This window comes from Stenotrophomonas sp. 22DLJC03 (genome assembly GCF_056861405.1).
Genome location: NZ_JBSPUG010000002.1, coordinates 176,910 through 201,970, shown reverse-complemented (window position 1 = coordinate 201,970; position 25,061 = coordinate 176,910). Strand labels below are relative to the sequence as shown.

The following is a 25,061-nucleotide window of genomic DNA, read 5'->3' as shown; positions in this document are numbered from 1 at the left end:
GCGCGGATTCTACGCCCTGATCGGCTCAGGGCCCTGTTCATTGCCGGCTCATTCGCCGCGTTCCAGTCGGGCGATCTCCTCGGCACGCGCGGCCAGGATCAGCGCAGCGGCGCGCGCCTGGTCCAGCCCTTCGATGCCGAAGTCCATGACCTCGTCGGCGGCCAGGTCGGACAACTCCTCGCTGGTACGCACGCCGTGGCCGGCCAGCGCATACGCGGTGGCTTCGTCCATGCCCTTCAGGGACAGCAGGTCCTGCGCCGGCTGGCCGTCTTCAAGGCCTTCCTCGACTGCCAGGGCCTCATTGAGCAGCGCATCGCGGGCACGAGCGCGCAGCTCTTCGACGATGTCCTCGTCGAAACCTTCCACGGCCAGCAGTTCGCCGACCGGTACATATGCGATTTCCTCGACGGTGCCGAAGCCTTCGCTGACCAGGATGCCGGCGATTTCCTCGTCCACTTCCAGCTTGTCCATGAACAGCTGGCGGGCCGAAGCCTGCTCGGCCTCCGACTTGGCGGTGACCTGGTCCTGGGTCATCACGTTGAGCTGCCAGCCGGTCAGGCGGCTGGCCAGGCGCACGTTCTGGCCGCCCTTGCCGATCGCCTGGGCCAGGCGGTCTTCCGCCACGGCCAGGTCCATCGAATGCTTGTCTTCATCGACGATGATCGACTGCACTTCAGCCGGTGCCATCGCATTGATGACGAAGTTGGCCGGATTGTCGTTCCACAGCACGATGTCCACGCGCTCGCCATTGAGCTCGTTGGACACGGCCTGCACGCGCGAACCGCGCATGCCGATGCAGGCACCGATCGGATCGGTGCGCTGGTCGTGGGCGAGCACGGCGATCTTGGCGCGGTCACCCGGATCACGGGCACAGGCCTTGATTTCCACCAGCCCCTGGCCGACTTCCGGCACTTCCAGCTTGAACAGCTCGATCATGAATTCCGGGGCGGCGCGGCTGATGAACAGCTGCGGGCCACGCGGTTCCGAGCGCACTTCGGCCAGGTAGCCGCGCACGCGGTCACCGGCGCGCAGCACGTCGCGCGGAATGCCCTTGTCCTTCGGAATGAAGCCTTCGGCGTTGCCGCCCAGGTCGACATAGATGTTGCCGCGCTCGGCGCGCTTGACCACGCCGGTGATCAGCTCGCCGACACGGTCCTTCCATGCATCCACGACCTGCTGGCGCTCGGCTTCGCGCACGCGCTGCACGATCACCTGCTTGGCAGCCTGGGCGGCGATGCGGCCGAAATCCGGGTTTTCGATCTGCTCTTCGATGTAATCGCCGACGTCCACGCCTTCGGCTTCGTCGACGGCATCCATCAGGCGGATCTGGCGATCCGGCGATTCCATGACCACGTCATCGGCCACCACTTCCCAGCGGCGGAAGGTTTCGTAGCTGCCATCCTTGTGGTCGATGACCACGCGGGTCAGCACTTCCTCGTCGGGATAGCGCTTCTTCGCTGCCGAGGCCAGGGCGGCCTCGATGGCATCGAAGATCACTTCACGCGGCACGCCCTTCTCGTTGGCGACTGCGTCGACTACCAGCAACAGTTCCTTGCTCATTGGCTCACTCCGCGCGCGGCTTCTTTGCCGCCGGCTCGTTGGAAGAAGAATTCGTTTTCGGCTTCGGACGCTTCGGTGCCGGACCGGTCGGCTTGCTCGGGGCGAGCCCCAGCGCGACCCAGTCGGGCATGATCCGTGCCTTGTCGATGTTGTCCGCCGACACGACCACTTCGGCCTTGTCGACAATGAAGGTGATGGCGCCCGCGGCTTCGTCGATCGCCTCGATGCGGCCCTGCAGGCGACGACGGTTGTCCTGCGGCAGCTTCAGCGTGACCTTGGCCGATTCGCCGAGGTGGCGGCCGAACTGTTCCAGATTGAACAGCGGACGATCGACACCCGGCGAAGACACTTCCAGCGTGTAGTTGCCGCTGATCGGGTCTTCGACGTCCATCTGTGCCGACACTTCGCGGCTGACCCGCTCGCAGTCGTCGACATTGATGATGCGCTCCGGCTGCTCAGCCAGCGGCACGTCGATGTAAAGGCGCAGGGTCGCACCGCCGGGGGCCGGCAGATATTCAACGCCCAGCAGCTCCAGGCCCAGCGACACAACGGTCGGGGCGAGCAGATTCGCGATGTCGGTTGCCTTGTCGCTCACAGCCTGCCTTGATCTCTTGGTTGGGTGCCGGCCTTGGCCGGCGTGGAAACATGACGCCCCGGAAACGACAAAGGGCCCGCTGGGCCCCTTTTCCGGAAAGACTCCGGTGACTGGATTCCGGTTGCAACCTGCATTGCCTGCCGGTTGCGGCCCTCCTTCCGGTGTGGACTCCCGCTGGGAGGCCGCCTTCAGGGGTACTGCTAGGCCGCTGATGATAGCGACTGCACCGCGCTGGTGCAAGGCTTGGACCACCCTTGAACCTGCCGCTGCGCTCGCCGGGCATGGCCCGGCGGATCGAGCGGAAGCACAAAAGAAAAACGCCTTCGAAGCAGGACTTCGAAGGCGCATTCTTTACTTGGTAGCGGGGGCAGGATTTGAACCTGCGACCTTCGGGTTATGAGCCCGACGAGCTGCCAGACTGCTCCACCCCGCATCAGAAGCGGAATTATGAGGCATAGCTTCAAAACATGCAAGCTTTCCCTCATTCATCAAATCGGTTGGCGCCGATATGAAGTTGGTAGCGGGGGCAGGATTTGAACCTGCGACCTTCGGGTTATGAGCCCGACGAGCTGCCAGACTGCTCCACCCCGCACCGGAAGTGTTTGAACTGCTGCCCCTCTCTGGCGAGGGAGGCGCCCTGCAACGATGTTCTGGCTGAACCGCTGCAGTGACAACTCAGGCTGCGCATATTACACGAATCGCGCAGCTTTGTGTCAACTTTTATGCAATATGCGCAAATGCCTTCTGGCACCAGATCATGATCGGGTTCCAGGCCAGGCCCAGCGCCAGCAGCGCCAGTGCGTTCACGCCCAGCACCAGGCCCAGCACGCGGTCGTTGCTTCGCGGCATGGCCTCGCCCACCGGCTCATCGAAGTACATGACCTTGATGACGCGCAGGTAGTAGAAGCAGCCGACCACGGCACACAGCACGCCCAGGATGGCCAACCACAGCAGGCCACCGTTGATGGCTGCGCCCAGCACCGCCAGCTTGGTCCAGAAGCCCAGGAACGGCGGGATGCCAGCCAGCGACGCCATGATGCACAGCACCAGACCGGCCATCCACGGGTTGCGGGCATTCAGGCCCTTGAAGTCTTCGATGTTCTCGGCTTCGAAACCGGCACGCGACAGCGCGATGATCGCACCGAAGGCCGCGGTCGACATGATGGCGTAAGCCAGTGCGTAGAACAGCGCCGCGGCATAGCCCTGCGAACCGCCACCAGCAATGCCCATCAGCAGGAAGCCGATGTGCGAAACGGTGGAGAACGCCAGCATGCGCTTGAGGTTGCTCTGCGCGATGGCCATCAGGTTGCCGATCACCAGCGAGACCGCGGCCAGGCCGGCAATCAGCAGCTGCAGTTCGGCCGACAGCGGGCCCACGCCCATCTCCAGCAGGCGGTAGGCCATGCCGAAGGCAGCCAGCTTCGGTGCCGAGCTGATGAACAGCGCGATCGGTGCCGGAGCCCCCTGGTAGACGTCGGGCAGCCACATGTGGAACGGCGCGGCACCCAGCTTGAAGGCAACGCCGGCGATCATGAACACCGCACCGGTGATCAGCAGCACGCGCTCTTCCGAGTGCGGGATGGCCTCACGGATCACGTCCAGGTGCAGGCTGCCGGTGGCGCCGTAGATCAGCGACATGCCGTACAGCAGCAGACCCGAGGCCAGCGAGCCGAGCACGATGTACTTCATCGCCGCTTCCGAGGCCAGGCCATTCTCACGGTTGCTGGCAACCAGCGCGTAGGAGCACAGCGCCAGCAGTTCCAGGCCCAGATAGACCATCAGCAGGCTGCCGGCCGAGACCAGGATCATCATGCCGGCGGTGCCGAACAGGATCAGCACGGGGATCTCGCCCTGGAACAGGTTGCGGTCACGCAGGTAGCGCCAGCCATAGACCAGGGTCAGGCCGCTGAGCAGAACGATCCCGGTCTTCATCACGTCTGCGGCGGTATCGCGCACGAACATGCCATGGAAGACCTCCCCCTGCCCGCCCACGCCGGTGGCCAGCATGAACAGCACCACGGCCAGCGCAGCGAGCGAGAACAGGTGGGTGACGAGCTTGTTCCGGTTGCTGACGAACAGGTCGAGGATCATCAGGGCGAAGGCGCTGCCGATCAGCACCAGCTCGGGGGCGAGCGGTGGCAGGTCAGCGGCGGTCAATGGCAGCAGCGGCGAGGTGGTCATCATCAAATCCTGGAATTACAGCAGCTTGCTGGATGCGATCTGCATCGCCAGCTTCGCGATCGAGGGCTCCATCAGGTCGGTCAGCGGCTTGGGGTAGATGCCCAGGGCCAGCACGCCGATGGCGAACACGCCCAGCACCAGCCATTCGCGACCGTTGATGTCCTTCAGTTCGGCAACATGGCTGTTGGCCACTTCACCGAAGAAGATGCGCTTGTACAGCCACAGGGTGTAGGCGGCGCCGATGATCAGGGTGGTGGCCGCGCCCAGCGCGATCCAGGGATTACGCTGGAAGGCCGCGAGGATGACCATGAACTCGCCGACGAAACCGCTGGTGCCCGGCAGGCCTGCGTTGGCCATGAAGAACAGCATGGCGAAGGTGGCAAACCAGGGCATCACGTTGACCACGCCGCCGTAATCGGCGATGCGGCGGCTGTGCATGCGGTCGTACAGCACGCCCACGCTGGAGAACATCGCGCCGGACACGAAGCCGTGCGAGATCATCTGCACCATCGCGCCCTGCAGGCCCAGGCGGGCCGCATCGGCGTTGCCGGCTTCGCGCACCAGCCACAGGGCGATGAAGGTACCCAGGGTGACAAAGCCCATGTGCGCGATCGACGAATAGGCGATCAGCTTCTTCATGTCGTCCTGCACCAGCGCGACCAGGCCGACGTAGATCACCGCGATCAGCGACAGCGCGATCACCAGCCAGGCCCATTCCTGGGACGCGTCCGGGACGATCGGCAGGTTGAAGCGCAGGAAGCCGTAGCCACCGATCTTCAGGGCGATGGCAGCCAGGATCACCGAACCGGCGGTCGGCGCTTCCACGTGGGCGTCAGGCAGCCAGGTGTGGACCGGGAACATCGGCACCTTGACCGCGAAGGCGATCAGGAAGGCGAAGAAGATCCAGGTCTGCTCCTTGGCCGACAGCGGCAGCGCGTACAGGTCGGCCAGCTGGAAGCTGCCGCCCTTCATGTACAGGTAGATCAGCGCCACCAGCATCAGCACCGAGCCGAGGAAGGTGTACAGGAAGAACTTCAGCGCGGCGTAGATGCGGCGCGGGCCGCCCCAGACACCGATGATCAGGAACATCGGGATCAGCATCGCTTCGAAGAACACGTAGAACAGCATCGCGTCCGTTGCGGCGAAGATACCGACGGTGACACCTTCCAGGATCAGGAAGGCCGCCACGTACTGGTTGACGCGCTTGTCGATCGCGCTCCAGGCACCGATCAGGGCAAGCACGCTGACCAGCGTGGTCAGCAGGATCAGCGCCACGGCAATGCCGTCCACGCCCAGGTTGTAGCCGATCTTGTACGCCGGGATCCAGGCATGGGTCTCGACGAACTGCATGCCGTCGACACCCGCGTTGTAGCCGCTCAGCAGCGAGAGGCTCGCCACGAAGGTCAGCACGGCGACGCCCAGGGACGCCCAGCGGGCGGTCTGCGCATCACGGATCGCAAGGATCAGGGCGCCACCGATGATCGGCAGCCAGATGAGGACACTGAGTAGAGGCCAGTTCGACACGTCTTCTTATTCCGTACAGGTCATCAACGCAGGTAATGCATCAGCACGCCCAGAAGGGCAATCAGGCCGATGATCATCGCGAAGGCGTAGTGATAGAGGAAACCGGATTGGGTACGACGCAGCACGCCGGCTGCAACGTCCACAACACGTGCCGAAAGATTGACCACGCCGTCGACGATGTTGCTGTCGATCCAGCGCGAGACCTTGCCCAGCTTGACACCGCCACCGGCAAAGCCATCGATCCACAGCTTGTCGAAGCCGTACTTGTTTTCCAGCACCGACACCAGCGGAGCAAAGGTCTTGCGCGCCTTGCCCGACAGGTCCGGCTTCCACAGGTAGAACAGCGCGGCCAGCAGGAAGCCTGCCAGGGTCAGCCAGAACGGCGGCAGCATCATGCCGTGCAGGGCGAACGCGACCGGGCCATGGAACTCCTCGCCGAGGAAGGCAACGGTGTTCTTGGCCGGATCGTAGAAGTCCACGACACCGGTGAAGAACGTCTGTGCCTGGCCCTTGATTGCCGCGTGAGCGTGATTACCCGCCCAGTCGGTACCGTGCAGCATCGGACCGATGCTGAAGAAACCGATGGCGATCGACGGGATGGCCAGCAGGATCAGCGGCAGGGTCACCACCCACGGGGTTTCGTGCGGCTCATGCGGACCGTGGCCATGGCCGTGGTCGTCATTGTGCGCGTCGCCATGATGCGCATCAGCAGCGTGGTGATCGTCATGGCCATGGCCATGATCGTCATTATGCGCGTCGCGGAAGCGTTCCTTGCCATGGAAGGTCATGAACAGCAGGCGGAAGCTGTAGAAGCTGGTCACCAGCACGCCACCCAGCACAGCCCAGTAGCCATAGGTGGCCACCCAGCTGTTCTGCATGTGGGCGTGGATCTCGGCCGCTTCGATGATGGTGTCCTTCGAGTAGAAACCGGAGAAGAACGGCGTACCGACCAGGGCCAGGGTACCGATCCACATGGTGACGAAGGTGATCGGCATGTACTTGCGCAGGCCGCCCATCTTGCGCATGTCCTGCTCATGGTGCATCGCGATGATGACCGAACCGGCACCCAGGAACAGCAGCGCCTTGAAGAAGGCGTGGGTCATCAGGTGGAACACGGCCGCCGAATAGGCCGACACGCCCAGTGCGACGGTCATGTAGCCCAGCTGCGACAGCGTGGAGTACGCGACGACGCGCTTGATGTCGTTCTGCACGATGCCGATCAGGCCGGTGAAGAAGGCCGTGGTCGCACCGATGAACAGGATGAAGTTCAACGCGGTCTGCGACAGCTCGAACAGCGGCGACATGCGGGTGACCATGAAGATACCGGCGGTCACCATCGTCGCGGCGTGGATCAGTGCCGAAATCGGGGTCGGGCCTTCCATCGAGTCCGGCAGCCACACGTGCAGCGGGACCTGGGCCGACTTGCCCATGGCACCGATGAACAGGCAGATGCAGATGACGGTGGCGATCGACCAGATCACCGGCTCGTTCAACAGCTGCATGCCGAACATGGTGCCGTCCCAGATCTGCAGCTGGGCGCGCGGGTCGGCCAGCATGCCGGCCTGCGAGAACACCTGCGAGTAATCCAGGGTACCGAACACCCACAGCACGCCGGCAATGCCGAGCAGGAAGCCGAAGTCACCGACGCGGTTGACCAGGAACGCCTTCATGTTGGCGAAGATCGCGGTCGGGCGCTTGAACCAGAAGCCGATCAGCAGGTACGACACCAGGCCCACCGCTTCCCAGCCGAAGAACAGCTGCAGGAAGTTGTTGCTCATCACCAGGGTGAGCATCGAGAAGGTGAACAGCGAGATGTAGCTGAAGAACCGCTGGTAGCCCGGATCGTCCTGCATGTAGCCGATCGTGTAGATGTGGACCAGCAGCGACACGAAGGTCACCACCACCATCATCATCGCGGTCAGCTTGTCGACCATGAAGCCGACATGGGCCGAGTACTGGCCGACTTCGAAGAACGTGTAGATGTTCTGGTTGAACGGTTGCGCACCGCCCCACAGCAGCTGGTAGAGCGTGTACATCGACAGGCCGCAGGCCACCGCGACGCCGAGGATGGTGATGGTCTGCGCACCGAAGCGCTTGACCTGGCGACCGAACAGGCCGGCGATGATGCTGCCGAACAGCGGTGCAAGCACCACTGCGATCAACAGACTCTTGGAGAGAGTGATTTCCATCTGTGGATCAGCCCTTCAACGAATCGACTTCGCCGACATTGATCGTGCGTCGGGTACGGAACAGGGTCACCAGGATCGCCAGGCCGATGGCGGCTTCCGCGGCGGCGACGGTCAGGATGAAGAACACGAACAGCTGGCCGGACGGATCGCCCAGCTGACGCGAGAAGGCGACGAAATTGACGTTCACCGACAACAGCATCAGCTCGATCGACATCAACAGGACGATGACGTTCTTCCGGTTGAGGAAGATGCCGGCCAGGCTGATGGCGAACAGCACCGCGCCAAGCGCAAGCATGTGGCCAAGGGTAATCACGGCTGGGTCTCCTCGCCGGTGGCCGGCTTGCTGTTGCTGTGCACGACCGGCGCTTCGGCGTCCATCTTGACCATGCGCAGGCGCTGGCCGGCCTTGACCATGGTCTGCTCGCCCGGGTTCTGGCTCTTCACGCCGGTACGGCGACGCAGGGTCAGCATCACGGCGGCCACCACGGCCACGGTCAGGATGACCGCAGCGAACTCGAACGGCAGCAGGTACTCGGTGAACAGCGTACGGGCCAGCCAGGTGACGTTGGAGCTGTCGGCGGCGAGCGCGGCGGCGTTGTCGGCCGGGAACGGGGTGACCACCCTGCCCTTCACGCCGATCAGGATCAGCATCTGCACCAGCATCGCCACGGCGACGATCAGGCCGACCGGCAGGTAGCGCACCCAACCCTCACGCAGCTTGGTGGGATCGATGTCGAGCATCATCACCACAAACAGGAACAGCACCATCACAGCGCCGACATACACCAGCACCAGTGCCACGCCGAGGAACTCGGCGCCGACCAGCAGCCACACGCAGGCGATGGAGAAGAAGGTCAGCACCAGGCAGAGCACGGCGTGAACCGGGTTGCGCACGCTGATCACCGCACCGGCCGAAACCGTTGCCGCGATGGCGAAGACCCAGAAAGCGATATTTACCCAATCCATCTCTCGACCTCAGCGGTAAGCGGCATCGGCGGCGCGACGCTCGGCGATCTCGGACTCGAGACGGTCGCCCAGGGCCAGCAGCTGCGGCTTGGTAACGATGTTTTCGCCACGATTCTCGAAGTGGTACTCGAGGATGTGGGTTTCGACGATCGAGTCCACCGGGCAGCTTTCTTCACAGAAGCCACAGAAGATGCACTTGAACAGATCGATGTCATAGCGCGTGGTACGGCGGGTGCCGTCCTCGCGCTTGGCCGAGTCGATGGTGATGGCCAATGCAGGGCACACCGCTTCGCACAGCTTGCAGGCGATGCAGCGCTCTTCACCGTTGGGGTAACGGCGCAGGGCGTGCAGGCCACGGAAGCGCGGCGACTGCGGGAACTTCTCCATCGGGTACATCATCGTGTACTTGGGCTTGAAGCTGTACTTCAGCGTCAGCCAAAGGCCGCCCAGCAGTTCGAGCAGCAGAAGGCTCTTGAAGTAATGGGTAATCCTGTTCATCACTTAGACGCCCTTTTGAATCACGCCGAAGAACACCATGACGGCGGTAACCGCGATCCACAGAATGGCCAGCGGGATGAAGACCTTCCAGCCCAGGCGCATGATCTGGTCATAGCGGAAGCGCGGGAAGCTGGCACGGAACCAGATGTAGGCACTGGCGAAGAAGAACACCTTGACGAACAGCCACGGTGCACCGCCCTTCCAGATCCAGTCGACCAGCGGCGAGATATCGCCCGGGTTGACCCAGCCCTGGATCGGGCTCAGCCAGCCGCCGAGGAAGAAGATCGAGATCAGGAAGCTGATCAGGATCATGTTGGCGTATTCGGCCAGGAAGAACAGCGCGAACGCACCGCCCGAGTACTCAACCATGTGGCCGGCGACGATTTCCGATTCACCTTCCACCACGTCGAACGGCGCGCGGTTGGTTTCGGCAACGCCCGACACCCAGTAGATGACGAACAGCGGGAACAGCGGCAGCAGGAACCAGTCGAAGAAACCGGAATTGCCGGCCTGCGCCATCACGATGTTGCTCAGGTTCAGGCTGCCCGACGCGATCATCACGCCGACCAGGGCGAAGCCCATGGCGATTTCGTAGCTGATCATCTGCGCCGAGGCACGCATCGCACCCAGGAACGCATACTTCGAGTTGGATGCCCAACCGGCCAGGATGATGCCGTAGATGCCCAGCGAGGTCATCGCCAGCAGGTACAGCAGGCCGGCGTTGGCGTTGGACAGCACGATCTGCGAATCGAAGGGGACCACCGACCAGGCCGCGAAGGCCGGAGCCAGGGTGATCAGCGGTGCCAGCAGGTAGATCGCCTTGTTGGCGCTGCTCGGCTGGACCACTTCCTTGAACAGCAGCTTGAAGACATCGGCGAAGGCCTGGAAGATGCCCATGCCCACGTACATCGGGCCGTGGCGGACGTGCATCCAGCCGATCAGCTTGCGTTCCCAGACCACGTAGAAGGCCACCGAGATGATCACCGGAACGGTGATCACCAGGATCTTCAGGATGATCCAGATCAGCGCGCCGATGTCACCGAGGCCAAGCAGCCACTGGTGCAGCGGGTCGACCGCGTTCAACAGCAATTCGTTCATGCAGCCACCACCGTTACGCGAGCGGCACCCAGCGGCGCGGTCGCGCCGTGGCCCGATTCAATCCAGACCGAACCCGCAGCGACGCGGGCGTCGATCACCACCGGCAGGGTGGCCTTGCCGGCATCGGTGCCGACCTTGGCCATCTGCCCTTCCTGCAGCTGCAGGCGAGCGGCGTCTTCAGCGTTCAGCACGATGCGCGGCGCGTTGTTGAGCGGATGCGACTGCAGCGCCGGGGCGCGACGGACCACCGCATCGGTGCGGTAGATCGCGGCGGTCGAAGCCACTTCCAGGCCTTCGCCGGCAACCACCGGCTGCGCCGAAGCGGCAACGGTGACCGACACCGGGGCCAGGCTGGCACGCAGGCCGGCCAGGTCGGTGAAGTCGAAACCGGCCAGCGCCATGTCGCCGCCCAGTGCGCGCAGCACGCGCCAGCCCTCACGGGCCTCGCCCGGCAGCTTGCCGCCGGCACGGGCCGACTGCTCGCGACCATCGAGGTTGGTCAGGGTGGCGTCGATTTCCGGCAGCGCACCGATCGGCAGGATGACGTCGGCAACGTCGCGGGTGGAGACGCAGGCGAACTGGCTGAAGGCCACCACCTTGGCACCGACCAGCGCCTTGCGCGCGGCGGGAGCGTCAGCGAAGTCCAGACCCGGCTCCAGGCCGTACACCACGTAGGCCTGGCGCGGTTGCGCCAGCATCTCGGCGACGTCCTTGCCGGCCGGCAGCACGCCGGCGCGGGTCAGGCCAACGGCGTTGGCGCCCTGCGGAATGCGGCACAGCTTGGCGCCGGTCGCAGCGGCGAAGTCACGCGCGGCGGCGCGGATCGCGGCAGCCTGCGGGTGGTTTTCGGCGATGCCACCGACGATCAGCACGGTGTTGTTGCCGCCCTGCACCGCCGAACGCAGCTCGGCGTTGGCCAGTGCGTCGACGAACTTCGACGGCGCGACGATCTGCTTGCCGGCGATGCTGAAGGCGAAGTCGAAGTCCACCGGGTTGACGACGTGGATCTTCGCGCCATTGGTGGTCTGCGCCTTGCGCAGGCGAGCGTGCAGCAGCGGCAGTTCGTGGCGGATGTTGCTGCCCAGAACGACGATGCGGTCGGCGCCTTCGATCTCGGCGAGCGGCAGGCCGAACACTTCAGCGGTTGCAGCGTCGGAGAAATCGCGGTTGTTGATGCGGTGGTCGATGTTGCTCGAGCCCAGGCCCTTGGCCAGGCGGGCCAGCAGCGCGCCTTCCTCGTTCGAGGTCGACGGGTGCACCAGCACGCCCAGGTTGTCGCCCTGGTTGGCCTTGAGGATCTCGGCAGCGGCGGCCAGGCCTTCGGCCCAGCTCACTTCCTTCCACTCGCCATTGACCTTGCGCAGCGGCTTGACCGCACGATCTTCGCTGTACAGGCCCTGGTGCGAGTAGCGGTCACGGTCGGACAGCCAGCACTCGTTCACGGCTTCGTTGTCGCGCGGCACGGTGCGCAGCACTTCGCCGCGACGCACGTGCAGGAACAGGTTCGAACCCATCGCGTCGTGGTAGCCCAGCGATTCGCGCGCGGTCAGTTCCCACGGACGGGCGCGGAACTGGAACACCTTGTTGGTCAGCGCGCCGACCGGGCAGACGTCGACGACGTTGCCCGACAGCTCGGTGGTCAACGGCTTGCCGTCGAAGGTACCGATCTGCAGGTTCTCACCGCGGTACATGCCACCCAGTTCATAGGTACCGGCAACGTCGGCGGTGAAGCGGACGCAGCGGGTGCACTGGATGCAGCGGGTCATCTCGGTGGCGACCAGCGGGCCCATGTCCTCGTCCGGCACCACACGCTTGCGCTCGTTGAAGCGGCTGACCGAACGGCCATAGCCCAGCGACACGTCCTGCAGCTCGCACTCGCCGCCCTGATCGCAGATCGGGCAATCCAGCGGATGGTTGATGAGCAGGAACTCCATCACCGAGCGCTGGAACTTCAGTGCCTTCTCGCTGCGGGTGGCGACCTTCATGCCATCCATCACCGGGGTGGCACAGGCCGGCGCCGGCTTCGGCGACTTTTCAACGTCCACCAGGCACATGCGGCAGTTGGCGGCGATCGGCAGCTTCTCGTGATAGCAGAAGCGCGGAATCGAAATGCCGGCCTTGTCGGCGGCCTGGATGATCATCGAACCCTTGGGTACGACCAGCGACTTGCCATCGATCTCGATGGTCACGTGATCCGGTGGCACGCTCGGGTTTACGGGTTGCGCGCTCATGCGGCGGCTGCCTCCACCTTCTTGCCGTCAACCATCGAATGACCGTTGACGATGTAGTACTCGAATTCGTCCCAGAACTGGCGCAGGAAGCCCTGGATGGGCCATGCAGCCGCTTCACCGAACGCACAGATGGTGTGGCCTTCGATCTGGCCGGCCACCGCCTTCAGCTGGTGCAGGTCTTCCATCGTGGCCTTGCCGGCCACGATGCGCTCCAGCACGCGGTGCATCCAGCCGGTACCTTCACGGCACGGGGTGCACTGGCCACAGGATTCCTTGTGGAAGAACTGGCTGATGCGGCAGGCGAACTTGACGCAGCAGACGCTGTCGTCAAGCACCACGATCGCACCCGAACCCAGGCCGGAGCCCAGCGCACGGATGGTGTCGTAGTCCATCGGCAGGTCCTTCAGCTCGGCCGCGGTCAGCACCGGCATCGACACGCCGCCCGGGATCGCGCCCTTCAGGGTGCGGCCCGGACGCAGGCCACCGGCCATCTGCAGCAGATCGTGGAAGGTGGTGCCCAGCGGCACTTCGAAGTTGCCGCCGTTCTGCACGCAGCCGGACACCGAGAAGCACTTCGGGCCGCCGTTGGCGGTCAGGCTCAGGCCCTTGAACCACTCTGGACCGTTGCGGATGATCGCCGGCACCGAACCGTAGGTTTCGGTGTTGTTGATCGTCGACGGCTTGCCGTACAGGCCAAAGTTGGCCGGGAACGGCGGCTTGTAGCGCGGCTGGCCCTTCTTGCCTTCCAGCGATTCCATCAGTGCGGTTTCTTCGCCGCAGATGTACGCGCCGGCACCCAGCGCACCGTAGATGTCGATGTCCACGCCCGAGCCCATCACGTTCTTGCCCAGCCAGCCATTTGCATAGGCGTCGGCCAGGGCCTGCTCGAAGTGCTCGAACGGCTCGTGGTGGAACTCACCGCGCAGGTAGTTGTAACCCACGGTCGAACCGGTGGCGTAGCAGGCGATCGCCATGCCTTCCACCACCGAATGCGGGTTGTAGCGCAGGATGTCGCGGTCCTTGCAGGTGCCCGGCTCGGATTCGTCCGAGTTGCAGAGGATGTACTTCTGCATGTTGCCCTTGGGCATGAAGGACCACTTCAGGCCGGTCGGGAAGCCCGCGCCGCCACGGCCGCGCAGGCCCGAGGCCTTGACCATCTCGATGACCTGCTCCGGCGGGATCTTCTCTTCGAGGATCTTGCGCAGGGCGGCATAGCCACCAGTCTTCAGGTAGCTTTCGTACGACCACGGGGTGTCGTAATGCAGGGTGGTGTAGACCACCTGGTGCGGCAGCGGCGCAGGACCGACCGGCCCCTTGGATTCGTGGTGATGTGCCATGCCCTTACTCCAGCCCGTCCAGCAGCTCGTCGACCTTTTCCAGGGTCAGACGCTCATGGTAATGACCGTTGATGACCATCATCGGTGCGCCACCGCAGCCTGCCAGGCACTCTTCCTCGCGCTTGAGGTAGACGCGGCCGTCCGCGGTCGATTCACCGTGCTTGATGCCCAGCTTCTTCTCGCAATGGCGGACGATGTCCTCGGCGCCATTGAGCCAGCAGCTGATGTTGGTGCAGATGGCCACGTTGTTGCGGCCCACCTTCTCGGTCTCGAACATCGAGTAGAAGCTGGCGACCTCGTAGGCCCACACCGGCGGCAGATCAAGGTACTTGGCCACGCCGGCGATCAGCTCGTCGGTCAACCAGCCCTGGTTCTGCTCCTGGGCCGCATGCAGGCCCTGCAGCACTGCAGAGCGCTTGCGGTCCGGCGGGAACTTGGACAGCCAGTGATCGATGTGAGCGCGGGTCTTGTCGCTCAGCACCACCATCGGGTCGACGTCGCGCGCCGCCTCGAAATTACCTGTCGCCTTCATCGGCCGACCTCAGCGAAATGCATAACGTGAAATTGCAGAAACTGCGGCGCCGGCTTGCGCCGGCTGCCTGCAGCGGGCGTTGGCGTGGCGGACGGCATTACCGGTCAACCTCGCCGAACACCAGATCGTAGGTGCCGATCATCGCCACCACGTCGGCCAGCATGTGGCCGCGCACGATCGAGTCGATCGAGGACAGGTGGGCGAAGCCCGGCGCGCGAAGGTGCACGCGGAACGGCTTGTTGGCGCCATCGGAAACCAGGTAGCAGCCGAACTCGCCCTTGGGGGCTTCAACGGCGGCGTAGGTTTCACCGGCAGGCACGCAATAGCCTTCGCTGAACAGCTTGAAGTGGTGGATCAGCGCTTCCATGTCGTCCTTCATGTCCTCGCGCTTGGGCGGAGCGACCTTGAAGTTCTTCACCATCACCGGGCCCGGGTTGGCCTTCAGCCACGCCACGCACTGCTTGATGATGCGGTTGGACTCGCGCATTTCGGCGATGCGGACCAGGTAACGGTCGTAGCAGTCGCCTTCCTTGCCCAGCGGGATGTCGAAATCGACGGCATCGTACTTGGCGTACGGGCGCTTCTTACGCAGGTCCCAGGCAACGCCCGAGCCGCGCAGCATCACACCGGTCATGCCCCACTGGTGGGCCAGTTCGGGCGTCACCACGCCAATGCCGACGGTACGCTGCTTCCAGATACGGTTGTCGGTCAGCAGGGTCTCGTATTCGTCGACACGGCCCGGGAATTCGTTGGTGAAGTTCTCCAGGAAGTCCAGCAGCGAACCTTCGCGCGCGGCGTTGAGGTTCTTCAGGGCCTTGCCCTTGTGCCAGCGCGATTCCTTGTACTTCGGCATGTGGTCCGGCAGGTCGCGGTAGACACCGCCCGGACGGTAGTACGCCGCGTGCATGCGCGCGCCGGAGACCGCTTCATAGCAGTCCATCAGCTCTTCACGCTCGCGGAAGGCGTACAGCATCACCGCCATTGCGCCCAGATCGAGGGCGTTGGAACCCAGCCACATCAGGTGGTTGAGGATGCGGGTGATTTCATCGAACAGGGTACGGATGTACTGCGCACGCTCCGGCGCCTCGATCCCCATCAGGGTCTCGATCGAGCGCACGTAGGCGTGCTCGTTGCACATCATCGACACGTAATCCAGGCGATCCATGTAGCCAATCGACTGGTTGAACGGCTTGGACTCGGCCAGCTTTTCGGTACCACGGTGCAGCAGACCCACGTGCGGGTCGGCGCGCATGATGGTTTCGCCGTCCATTTCCAGGATCAGGCGCAGCACACCGTGGGCGGCCGGATGCTGCGGGCCGAAGTTCATGGTGTAGTTGCGGATTTCCTGCCGGCTCTCGGCCGGGCTGCTGGCGAATGCTTCGCCGGCCTGGTGTACGTGGCTCACTTCACTGCCTCCTGCGCGCGCTCACCTTCTGCGGTCTGCAGGCGGGCGTCGTCGCGGATCACGCGCGGCACGCCGACACGCGGCTCCACCGAGGTGACCGGTTCGTAGATCACGCGCTTCTTTTCTTCGTCGTAGCGGACTTCGACATTGCCGATCAGCGGGAAGTCCTTGCGGAACGGATGACCGACGAAACCGTAATCGGTCAGGATCCGGCGCAGGTCCGGGTGGCCTTCGAAGATCACGCCGTACAGGTCGAACGCTTCGCGCTCGAACCAGTTCAGGCCCGGCCAGATGCCGGTCAGCGAGGACACCACCGGCAGCGCTTCGTCAGGGGCGAAGCAGCGCAGGTGCATCATCAGGTTGTGCTGGTACGAACGCAGCTGGGCGACCACGGCGAAACGCTGGGTCGGCATGTGCTGCGGGCGGGCGCCGTCGGCACCGTTTTCCTCGGTGGGGAACTCGCCCCACGCGAAACGGCCCTGGGCCTTGCCTTCGACACCACGGCTGAAGCCCTGCGAGGACACATCGGCGGTGTCCCACTCATCGGAGCCATAACCGAGATAGTCGACGCCGCAGAGATCGACGGCCTGTTCGAAACCAAACTCGTCACGCAGCGCCAGGGCGGTGGCGTGCCACTCGGCGGCAGGCACTTCCAGCGTCACTTCGCCGCGGGGTTCGACCACGATGACCTTCGCACCTGCGAAACGTGCGGAGAGTCGGTCGATGAAGGATGCTTGCTCTGCCATGGGGGCTTGGCGCGCTCTTGTCAGGTGAAGGGGTCAGCGGGCGATGGTCTGTGTACGCCAGATCTTCTTCTGCAGCTGCAGGATCCCGTACACCAGCGCCTCGGCGGTCGGCGGGCAGCCCGGGACATAGACGTCCACCGGCACCACGCGATCACAGCCGCGCACCACAGAATAGGAATAGTGGTAGTAACCACCGCCGTTGGCGCAGCTGCCCATCGAGATGACCCACTTCGGGTCTGGCATCTGGTCGTAGACCTTGCGCAGCGCCGGGGCCATCTTGTTGACCAGGGTACCGGCCACGATCATCACGTCGGACTGACGCGGCGACGGACGGAACACCACGCCGTAGCGGTCAAGGTCCAGGCGCGCGGCACCGGCATGCATCATCTCGACCGCACAGCAGGCCAGGCCGAAGGTCATCGGCCACATCGAGCCGGTACGCGCCCAGTTCAGCAGTGCGTCGACGCTGGTGGTGACGAAGCCCTTTTCCAGCAGCGGGTTGTCGCCTTCCGGCCGCAGGATGTCATCAACCCGGCCTTCCGGCGTCGGATTGTTCATGAGGCCATCGAGAGTCTGAATCACTCCCATTCCAGCGCTCCCTTCTTCCAGACGTAAATGAAACCGAGGAACAGCATGCCGACGAACAGGCCCATGGTGATGAGCGAACGCGCGCCCAGCTCCATGAAGACCTGGGTCCACGGCACGATGAAGATGATTTCCAGGTCGAAGACGATGAACTGGATCGCGATCAGGTAGTAGCGCACGTCGAACTTCATGCGCGCGTCTTCGAAGGCTTCGAAGCCGCACTCGTACGGCGACAGCTTTTCCAGATCGGGGCGGCGGGGACCGAGGAATCGGCCAACCAGCATCAGCGTAATGCCGATACCGGTGGCAACGATCAGAAACAGCAGAGACGGCAAATATTCGGCCAGCACAGCGATTCTCTCTTGCCTCTGCCGCTGCGCCTGCAGGCGCTTTGGCATGGGGGAGTGGACGGGAATCTGCCTGGCGCCTTGCGCGCCAGACGAACCCGCTTTACTTACAAATGGTGCCCAAGAGGGGACTCGAACCCCTACGACCTAAGTCGCTACCACCTCAAGGTAGTGCGTCTACCAATTCCGCCACCTGGGCAAACGATCACATCAGACTATCTTCCCGATGCGCCGCGTATTGTAACCGGCTTCAGTGTTTCTGGGAGCCTTCCGAAGGCTTTTCTTCACCAGAAACCGAAGATTCCGCCTGAGCCGGCACAGTTGCGGCCGGAACCGGGGCGGCAGGGACCGCATCGGCCTTCGGAACGGCCGGCAATTCGCCCGCCGGGGCCGCCGGAGCGGTCACCGCCGGGGCGGACATCAGACCCAGATCCTGCTCGGCCGCCGGACGGGTGCCGTGACCGGCATACCAGGCCATGAAGAGGCTGATGCCGAAGAACACGACTGCCAGCCACTTGGTGGACTTGGACAGGAAATTCGAAGCGCCGCGCGCACCGAACACCGTACCCGAGGCACCGGCGCCAAAGCCCGAACCCGCCGCCGCACCCGAACCACGCTGCATCAGGATCAGCGCGATCATGGCCACAGCGACCAGCACGTAGACGACATTGAGGATCAACATCAGCATTGAAAACCGCCCTCGGACATTACTTCTAGGATTAGTTCGCGGCCGCCGCCCGTGCGATGGCCAGGAAGTCCGCGGCCACCAGGGAGGCGCCACCGACCAGCCCACCATCGACATCCGGCTGCGCGAACAGTTCCCCGGCATTGTCGGGCTTCACGCTACCGCCGTAAACAATGGGCAGTGAATCAGCGATTCTAGCATCGATACGCGCGACTTCGCCACGGATGAACGCGTGCACCTGCTGCGCCTGCTCCTTGCTGGCGGTACGGCCGGTACCGATGGCCCAGACCGGCTCGTAGGCAACCACGGCCTTGGCGAAGCCTGCCGCACCGACCCGTTCCAGCACCGGCGCCAGCTGGCTGGCGATGACCGCCTCGGTCTGCCCCGCTTCGCGCTGCTCCAGGGTCTCGCCCACGCACAGCACCGGCACCAGGCCGGCATGCTGGGCGGCGGCGAACTTGCGGGCAACCAGCTCGCTGCTTTCATGGTGGTACTGGCGGCGCTCGGAGTGGCCGACCAGGCCATAGCGGGCACCGACCTCGACCAGCATCGCCGCGCAGACCTCGCCGGTATAGGCCCCCTTCTCGTTGCTGCTCACGTCCTGCGCGCCAAAGGCAAGGCCGGTTTCGCCGAAGTCCTCGACCAGCTCCCCCAGGTACGGCAACGGCGGCAGGATCACCACGTCCACCCCCTCCAGCGGCAGCCCGGCGGCCACCTGCCCCAGCAGTTCATTGGCGAATTGACGGCTGCCATGCAGCTTCCAGTTTCCGGCGACGATCTTGCGGCGCATGAGCGGGTGGCTCCTGTGTGAAGTCAGCCGGTCATGATACCCGTTACGGCAAAAATCCGTTTCCTTGTAAGCGGTTACATGGATTTTCAGCCAACGGCGCAGCCCCTCGTGGCGGGGGTTGGGGTTGGTCGCGGAGAGCCCCGGCTGGATTTGTGGGGTTGGCCGGGCGGGTGGGACTGGCGAGGGACGCCGTGAACCCATCCCTGGGGGCTTGGCCGCGGCATCCATGCCGCGGACACCCTCGCCAGCCCCACCCGCCCGGCCCATGACACATTGCGGCGGTCCGCCCGCCACGGAAAGAAAAAAGAAGATCAAAAGCAAAAGCGAAAGCAGAGCTTCGGCCCCCTCCCCTGCTTTAGCTGCCGGGGTCAGATCCCTTTTCCTGCGGAAAAGGGATCTGACCCCTACCCCACACGCATGGCGTGGATCTACCGTGTCGACCAAGGTCGACACCTACCGGAAATCGCGAGTTACTCGCCGTCACCGGGAAACTGTCGAAGGCGGGGAGGTGTCGGATGGCGGGGTGTCCGCGGCATGGATCCCGCGGCCAAGCCCCCATGGACGGGTTCACGGCGTCCCCGCCATCCGACACCTCCCCGCCTCCCCACGGAACATCCCAGAGCCGCTTTGGCTTTGGCCTTGGCTTCGGCTTCGGCCTCTGCGGGTGCAGGGCGCAGCCCTGCAAAGAAAAAGGCCGCCCTTCGGCGGCCTTCACTTCTCATTACTTCAGCTTGATCTCGCGCAGGCGCTCCTCGAGGAAGCCGTGGGCGGTGATCGGCTCCGGGTACCGGCTCGGGCTCTCCGGGGTGATGCAGGACGGCAGCACATCGATCAGGAAGTCCGGGTTCGGGTGCAGGAAGAACGGCACCGAGTAGCGCGGCTGGCGCGCCAGCTCACCCGGGGGGTTGACCACGCGGTGGATGGTCGACGGATACACATGGTTGGTCAGGCGCTGCAGCATGTCGCCGATGTTGACCACGATGGTGTCGGCGTCCGAAGTGAACGGCACCCACTCGCCATCATGCGACTGCACTTCGAGGCCGGCGGCACTGGCGCCGACCAGCAGGGTGATGAAGTTGATGTCGCCATGGGCGCCCGCACGCACGTTCGGGATGTCGTCGGTGGTGATCGGCGGGTAATGGATCGGACGCAGGATCGAGTTGCCGAAATTGGTCTTGTCGGCGAAGAAATTCTCCGGCAGGCCGATGTGCAGGGCCAGCGCCGACAGCACGCGCGAACCCAGGTTGTCCAGCGCCTGGTACAGGCCGTAGCCACGCTCACGGAAGCCCTCGACCTCGGTCGGCCACAGGTTCGGGGCCATCACGTCGCGGTACTTGGAGTCGTCAGCGATCTCGCGGCCGATGTGCCAGAACTCCTTCAGATCGAAGTGCTTGGAACCCTTGGCGGTTTCAACACCGAACGGGGTGTAGCCGCGGGCGCCGCCGCTGCCGGCCACGTGGTACTTGCGCTTGACCTCATCCGGCAGGGCGAAGAAGGCCTTGAAGGCACCGTAGGCCGCGTCGATGTCGGCCTGCGGGATGCCGTGGTTGCGGATGCCCGCGAATCCCCATTGGCGGTAGGCCGCGCCCAGCTCGGCCACGAAGGCTTCGCGGTCGCTGTCGAAACGGGTGATGTCGAGGGTCGGGATCTGGCTCACAGCGGTTCCTGGCTTGTCGTTGGGTCTGAAACGGGCCTGCGCATTCAGGGCCCGCCTGAACATTGTGACAGATCGCCCGGCGAACGCGACTCGATACAAGGAAACAAACCGATACAATGCGCGACCCGAGCACATTTAACGATTCAATCACGTTGGTGCCGCGCGTTTCTTCCAGCCACCCGACCCCGCCCGCACCATGCCCTCCGACCCAGCCGACACCACGCCCGTAGCAGATACCGCCCGCCACTGGCGCCGGCTGGCCTGGTGGTCGCTGTTCGTGGCCGGCAACGCGATCCTGGCCGCAGCCATCACTGTTGGGAACGTGCCGCTGACCGACAACCCCGGTGGCGCAATCGGCCTGGTTTACCTGTCCGTCGCCCTGCCCGGCCATCTGCTGGCATTCGGCGCGCTGGCCGGCCTGTTGCCACTGCTGCTGGGACTCTGGCAGCGCAACGCACGCATCCTGAGTGTCAGTGCAGTGCTGCTGCAGGGCCTGTGGCTGTGCCTGCTGCTGGTCGACGCCAAGGTGTTCACCCTGTACCGCTTCCACCTCAATGCCATGGTGGTGAACATGGTCTTCGGTGGCGCACTGCAGGACCAGGTAGCGCTGTCCTGGAAAACCTGGCTGCAGGCGGGCCTGCTGGTGGCCGCCATCTTCACCGCCGAAGGCCTGCTGGCCTGGGCCTGCTGGAAGCTGCTGCCAGCCCTGCCCCGTCGGCGCACGGTACTGCAGGCCTGGGCGGTGGTCGCACTGCTGATGGCCGGCGGCCAGGTCGCCACCGCCTACTACGATGCCCGCGGCGACCGCGATGTGATCGCGCAGTGGAACTATCTGCCGTGGGCACAGCCGATCACCGCCAAGAGCTTCATGCGCAAGCTCGGTGTGGTCAGCGAACAGCAGGCCGGGCTGCCAGATCCGCGCCACGCCCAGTTGCAGTATCCGCTGCAGCCGCTGCGCTGCCAGAACCCGCACCGCCCCAACGTGCTGATGGTGGTGCTGGAGTCGCTGCGCCACGACGTCCTGACCCCCCAGCTGATGCCCAATGCCTCGGCGCTGGCACAGGGGTCGCGTGTATACGACCACCACTTCAGCACCGGCAACGCCACCCGCTATGGCCTGTTCGGCCTGCTCTACGGCCTGCCCGGTGGCTACTGGCAGAGCATGCTGGACGAACAGCGTGGCTCGCAGCTGTTCCAGGTACTGCGCCAACAGGGCTACGACCTGCACCTGTATGGCAGTGCGCCGCTGTACAGCCCCGAATTCGACCGCACCGTGTTTGCCGACGTCCGCGATCAGCTGCATCAAGGACCGTCCGAACTCGGCCCGGATGGCCGCGACCGTGCCATCGTCGCTGCGCTGCAGAAGGACATCCGTACCAGCCAGGCGGCACAGCAGCCCTGGTTCGGTTTCGTGTTCCTCGACTCCACTCACGCTGGCTACCACCTGCCTGCCAGCTATCCGCCGGTGGCCACACCGATGGCCAAGGAAATCGACTTCCTGAAATTCGGCCCCGACCACGACCCGACGCCGGAGCTCAACCGCTACCGCACCGCCGTGCACTACGCCGACAGTCTTATCGGCTCATTGCTGGACGACTTGCGCGCGCAGGGCCTGGCCGAGGACACCATCGTCCTGGTCACCGGTGATCACGCCGAAGAATTCAACGACCTCAAGCTGAACTACTGGGGCCACAACGGCAACTTCTCCGATTACCAGCTGCAGGTGCCGTTCGTACTGCACTGGCCAGGCCAGGCCAGCGGCATTCAGACACGCACCAGTTCCCACGAAGACTGGGTGCCGACCCTGATGCGCCACGCACTGGGCTGCGAGAACGCGCTGACCGACTTCAGCACCGGCCAGGACCTGCTGGGCGAACCCACGGGCCAACGCGCACTGGTGGTGGAAAGCTGGTCGCAACGCGCGGTCCGCCACGGCAACGCCATCTACGTGTTCGACAAATTCGGCAACGCAACCGCGCTTGACCTGCGTTACCGCCCTCTGCCTCAGCAGGTCCCGGACTCCGCCGCCGTCCGCTCTGCATGGGAAGCGCTGACCCGCTTCCGCAACCGCTGACCCCCAAGGATCATCCCGCATGAACCGTCCGCTGCGCATCCTGCATACCGAAGCCGCCAAGGGAATGGGCGGGCAGGAGATCTACATCTTCCGCCACATGCAGGTGATGCGTGCGCGCGGCCATGATGTGTCGCTGCTGTGCCAGCCGGATGCACGGCTGGCCAAGCTGGCGCGTGATGACGGTTTCACCGTGCACGCGCTGCGCATGGGCGGGCTCGCCCGCCTGCTGCGCGGCATCTGGTCGGTGTCCCGACTGGTCCGCCGCGAACGTTACGACGTGGTCAATACCACCAGCCGCCGTGACGCGCTGATCGCCGCTGCAGGTGCGCGTCTGGGCGGTACGCCGCTGGTGGTGCGCTCGCGCCATCTGATGAGTCCGGTCAATTCGCTGCTGACCTATACCAGGCTTCCACACCGGGTTCTGACCGTCAGCAGTTTCGTCAAGCAACTGCTGGCCGACCGTGGCATACCGGCCGAGCATATCGGCATCGTGCCGCCGATCGCGGTGCCGCCGCGCTGGAGCGAGATCCGCAAGGCCGATCCCTGGCAGTGCCTGCAGGAGGTGCGCGCGCAAGTGCGTGCCGAGCTCGGTTTCGGCGAACGGGACATCGTGGTCGGCTGCGTGGCGGTGCTGCGTGAGCCCAAGGGCCATGCCGACCTGCTGCAGGCGATGGTTCCCCTGTTCAAAGCCAACCCGGACCTGCATCTGGTCATCGTCGGCGATGGCCAACAGGTGATGGAACGGCTGCAGGCGCTGTGCGCAGAGCATGGAGTGCAGCAGCAGGTACACCTGCTGGGATACCGCGATGGCGCCTGCCGCCTGATGGCCGGCTTCGACATCTTCGCCCTCGCCTCGCACAAGGAAGCGGCCGGTACCGTATTCCTGGAAGCGGCCTATGTCGGTGTACCGATCGTGGCCACCCGGGTCGGCGGCGTACCGGAAATGGTGGTTGATGGCAGCAATGCGATCCTCACCCGCCTGGGCGACAATGCAGCCTTGACCGGTGCCCTGCGCCTGCTGGTGGACGATCCACAGCGGCGTCGGCAGATGGGCCGCGCCGGCTGGGACTGGATGCACAGCGCACACCGTTTCACCCCGGACGGTCACGGCGAGACCACCGAACACTATTACCACCAGTGGCTGAAGGAGCTGGGACATGGCTGAGGCCCGAACCGTACCGGTGCTGATGCACCATCACGTCAGTCCTTCACCGGGCATGATCACGGTGTCGCCGGAAAACTTCGAGAGCCAGATCGCGTGGCTGGCCGGCAATGGCTGGACGTCGCTGACGCTGGACCAATATGCCGGCTTCCTCGCCGGCAAGCCGGTACCACGCAAATCAATCGTGATCACCTTCGACGATGGCTACCTGGACAACTGGGTGTATGCGCATCCGATCCTGCACAAGTACGGCATGCACGCAGTGGTGTTCGTGGTCACCGGCTGGATGGGCGAAGGCCCGGAACGCCCGCATGCTGGCATCGAAGGGGCAACGCTGCCTGCCACCCCGGACCACCGGGGCTGCGAAGCGGCGATCTACGAACAGGACCGCAGCGACGATGTGATGATGCGCTGGAGCGAAGCGCGCGCCAGCATTGCCGCCGGCACCTTCGAGATGCATTGCCATACCCATACCCATACGCGCTGGCTGCGCCGCACCGACCTGGACCGTGCGCAGCGCCGCGCAGGCCTGAGCCACGACCTGGCGGTTTCGCGCGAGGTCCTGCAGGACAAGCTGGGCCAAGTCTCGGACACGCTGTGCTGGCCCTATGGCGATTTCGACCAGGACCACATCGAGGTGGCGCGCGAGCACGGCTTCCGCTACCTGCACACCACTCATCCTTTCGGCCGCAACCTGGTCGGAGGCGACCCGGAACGCATCTATCGGTTCGCCATCCGCAACCGGCCGGCCAGCTGGCTGCGCAAGCGCATCAGGCTGAGCTACAACCCGCTGATCGGGCCACTGTTCAATGGTTTCAAGGCGCGGCAGAAGAAGATGGTGCCGGGGCCCTGAGTACCGCGTGCACCGCCCGCGCAAAGAAAAACGCCCCGGCTTCCCG

At 64.4% G+C, this 25,061-nt stretch carries 22 protein-coding genes and 3 tRNA genes; 3 read left to right on the top strand and 22 right to left on the bottom strand.

Translation table 11 applies throughout. The features are described from left to right. Positions 1-48 precede the first annotated feature (48 nt). The 22 genes from nusA to AC13GA_RS06675 form a co-directional block, all read right to left on the bottom strand. On the bottom strand, positions 49-1,560 hold the full coding sequence (gene nusA, locus AC13GA_RS06780) for a transcription termination factor NusA (protein WP_006381058.1): 1,512 nt from the start codon (positions 1,558-1,560) through the stop codon (positions 49-51). Positions 1,561-1,564: 4 nt separating this feature from the next. Then, the gene (gene rimP / locus AC13GA_RS06775) at positions 1,565-2,155 is read right to left on the bottom strand and encodes a ribosome maturation factor RimP (protein WP_006381060.1); all 591 of its coding nucleotides are present in this window, start codon (positions 2,153-2,155) and stop codon (positions 1,565-1,567) included. Positions 2,156-2,511: 356 nt separating this feature from the next. After that, positions 2,512-2,588 (bottom strand) — tRNA-Met (locus tag AC13GA_RS06770). An 82-nt stretch (positions 2,589-2,670) separates the two neighbouring features. Beyond that, positions 2,671-2,747, bottom strand: a tRNA-Met gene (locus AC13GA_RS06765). A 128-nt stretch (positions 2,748-2,875) separates the two neighbouring features. Further along, the gene (gene nuoN / locus AC13GA_RS06760; protein WP_136639760.1) at positions 2,876-4,336 is read right to left on the bottom strand and encodes an NADH-quinone oxidoreductase subunit NuoN; all 1,461 of its coding nucleotides are present in this window, start codon (positions 4,334-4,336) and stop codon (positions 2,876-2,878) included. A 15-nt stretch (positions 4,337-4,351) separates the two neighbouring features. Next, a complete protein-coding gene (locus AC13GA_RS06755; RefSeq protein WP_006381122.1) occupies positions 4,352-5,860 on the bottom strand; it encodes an NADH-quinone oxidoreductase subunit M in 1,509 nt (502 codons plus the stop codon). A gap of 23 nt (positions 5,861-5,883) precedes the next feature. Beyond that, a complete protein-coding gene (nuoL, locus tag AC13GA_RS06750) occupies positions 5,884-8,049 on the bottom strand; it encodes an NADH-quinone oxidoreductase subunit L (RefSeq protein ID WP_482997749.1) in 2,166 nt (721 codons plus the stop codon). A gap of 7 nt (positions 8,050-8,056) precedes the next feature. Beyond that, on the bottom strand, positions 8,057-8,362 hold the full coding sequence (gene nuoK, locus AC13GA_RS06745; protein WP_006381125.1) for an NADH-quinone oxidoreductase subunit NuoK: 306 nt from the start codon (positions 8,360-8,362) through the stop codon (positions 8,057-8,059). After that, positions 8,359-9,015 carry an NADH-quinone oxidoreductase subunit J gene (locus AC13GA_RS06740; protein ID WP_482997748.1) on the bottom strand — a complete coding sequence of 219 codons (657 nt, stop codon included), beginning with the start codon at positions 9,013-9,015 and terminating at the stop codon, positions 8,359-8,361. Before AC13GA_RS06740 ends, nuoK begins: the two co-directional genes overlap by 4 nt. 9 nt (positions 9,016-9,024) lie before the next feature. After that, positions 9,025-9,513 (bottom strand): NADH-quinone oxidoreductase subunit NuoI, encoded by a 489-nt coding sequence (nuoI, locus tag AC13GA_RS06735; protein WP_006381128.1) that lies wholly within the window; start codon positions 9,511-9,513, stop codon positions 9,025-9,027. A 3-nt stretch (positions 9,514-9,516) separates the two neighbouring features. Then, on the bottom strand, positions 9,517-10,611 hold the full coding sequence (gene nuoH / locus AC13GA_RS06730; protein ID WP_046983974.1) for an NADH-quinone oxidoreductase subunit NuoH: 1,095 nt from the start codon (positions 10,609-10,611) through the stop codon (positions 9,517-9,519). After that, positions 10,608-12,842, bottom strand: coding sequence for an NADH-quinone oxidoreductase subunit NuoG (gene nuoG / locus AC13GA_RS06725; protein WP_482997747.1), 2,235 nt, complete (start codon positions 12,840-12,842; stop codon positions 10,608-10,610). Before nuoG ends, nuoH begins: the two co-directional genes overlap by 4 nt. Continuing rightward, a complete protein-coding gene (nuoF, locus tag AC13GA_RS06720) occupies positions 12,839-14,179 on the bottom strand; it encodes an NADH-quinone oxidoreductase subunit NuoF (protein WP_012511708.1) in 1,341 nt (446 codons plus the stop codon). Before nuoF ends, nuoG begins: the two co-directional genes overlap by 4 nt. Positions 14,180-14,183: 4 nt before the next feature. Then, entirely contained in the window at positions 14,184-14,711 is a 528-nt protein-coding gene (gene nuoE, locus AC13GA_RS06715) for an NADH-quinone oxidoreductase subunit NuoE (RefSeq protein ID WP_180846260.1), read from the bottom strand. Positions 14,712-14,808: 97 nt separating this feature from the next. After that, complete coding sequence (locus AC13GA_RS06710; RefSeq protein WP_046983976.1) at positions 14,809-16,116, bottom strand: NADH-quinone oxidoreductase subunit D; 1,308 nt, start codon at positions 16,114-16,116, stop codon at positions 14,809-14,811. After that, positions 16,113-16,862: an NADH-quinone oxidoreductase subunit C gene (locus tag AC13GA_RS06705; RefSeq protein WP_005410462.1), complete on the bottom strand. Its 750-nt coding sequence runs from the start codon at positions 16,860-16,862 to the stop codon at positions 16,113-16,115. The genes AC13GA_RS06710 and AC13GA_RS06705 overlap by 4 nt, the downstream gene beginning before the upstream one ends. Positions 16,863-16,895: 33 nt before the next feature. Beyond that, complete coding sequence (locus tag AC13GA_RS06700; RefSeq protein ID WP_005410463.1) at positions 16,896-17,450, bottom strand: NuoB/complex I 20 kDa subunit family protein; 555 nt, start codon at positions 17,448-17,450, stop codon at positions 16,896-16,898. Beyond that, positions 17,441-17,797: an NADH-quinone oxidoreductase subunit A gene (locus AC13GA_RS06695; RefSeq protein ID WP_008265012.1), complete on the bottom strand. Its 357-nt coding sequence runs from the start codon at positions 17,795-17,797 to the stop codon at positions 17,441-17,443. The genes AC13GA_RS06700 and AC13GA_RS06695 overlap by 10 nt, the downstream gene beginning before the upstream one ends. A 111-nt stretch (positions 17,798-17,908) precedes the next feature. Next, positions 17,909-17,993: transfer RNA gene (locus tag AC13GA_RS06690), tRNA-Leu, on the bottom strand. Between the two features lie 51 nt (positions 17,994-18,044). Beyond that, positions 18,045-18,482: a preprotein translocase subunit SecG gene (secG, locus tag AC13GA_RS06685; RefSeq protein ID WP_006381136.1), complete on the bottom strand. Its 438-nt coding sequence runs from the start codon at positions 18,480-18,482 to the stop codon at positions 18,045-18,047. 31 nt (positions 18,483-18,513) lie between these two features. Then, entirely contained in the window at positions 18,514-19,269 is a 756-nt protein-coding gene (tpiA, locus tag AC13GA_RS06680; protein ID WP_046983977.1) for a triose-phosphate isomerase, read from the bottom strand. Between the two features lie 721 nt (positions 19,270-19,990). After that, positions 19,991-20,926, bottom strand: coding sequence for an isopenicillin N synthase family dioxygenase (locus AC13GA_RS06675; RefSeq protein WP_482997746.1), 936 nt, complete (start codon positions 20,924-20,926; stop codon positions 19,991-19,993). Positions 20,927-21,122: 196 nt separating this feature from the next. Between AC13GA_RS06675 and AC13GA_RS06670 the strand changes: the two genes are divergently transcribed. From AC13GA_RS06670 to AC13GA_RS06660, 3 genes are read left to right on the top strand one after another with little or no spacing between them, the layout of a single operon-like run. Beyond that, complete coding sequence (locus AC13GA_RS06670; RefSeq protein ID WP_480982627.1) at positions 21,123-23,000, top strand: DUF3413 domain-containing protein; 1,878 nt, start codon at positions 21,123-21,125, stop codon at positions 22,998-23,000. A gap of 19 nt (positions 23,001-23,019) precedes the next feature. After that, on the top strand, positions 23,020-24,165 hold the full coding sequence (locus AC13GA_RS06665) for a glycosyltransferase family 4 protein (protein ID WP_482997745.1): 1,146 nt from the start codon (positions 23,020-23,022) through the stop codon (positions 24,163-24,165). Continuing rightward, the gene (locus AC13GA_RS06660; RefSeq protein ID WP_136639388.1) at positions 24,158-25,015 is read left to right on the top strand and encodes a polysaccharide deacetylase family protein; all 858 of its coding nucleotides are present in this window, start codon (positions 24,158-24,160) and stop codon (positions 25,013-25,015) included. The genes AC13GA_RS06665 and AC13GA_RS06660 overlap by 8 nt, the downstream gene beginning before the upstream one ends. Positions 25,016-25,061: the final 46 nt, after the last annotated feature.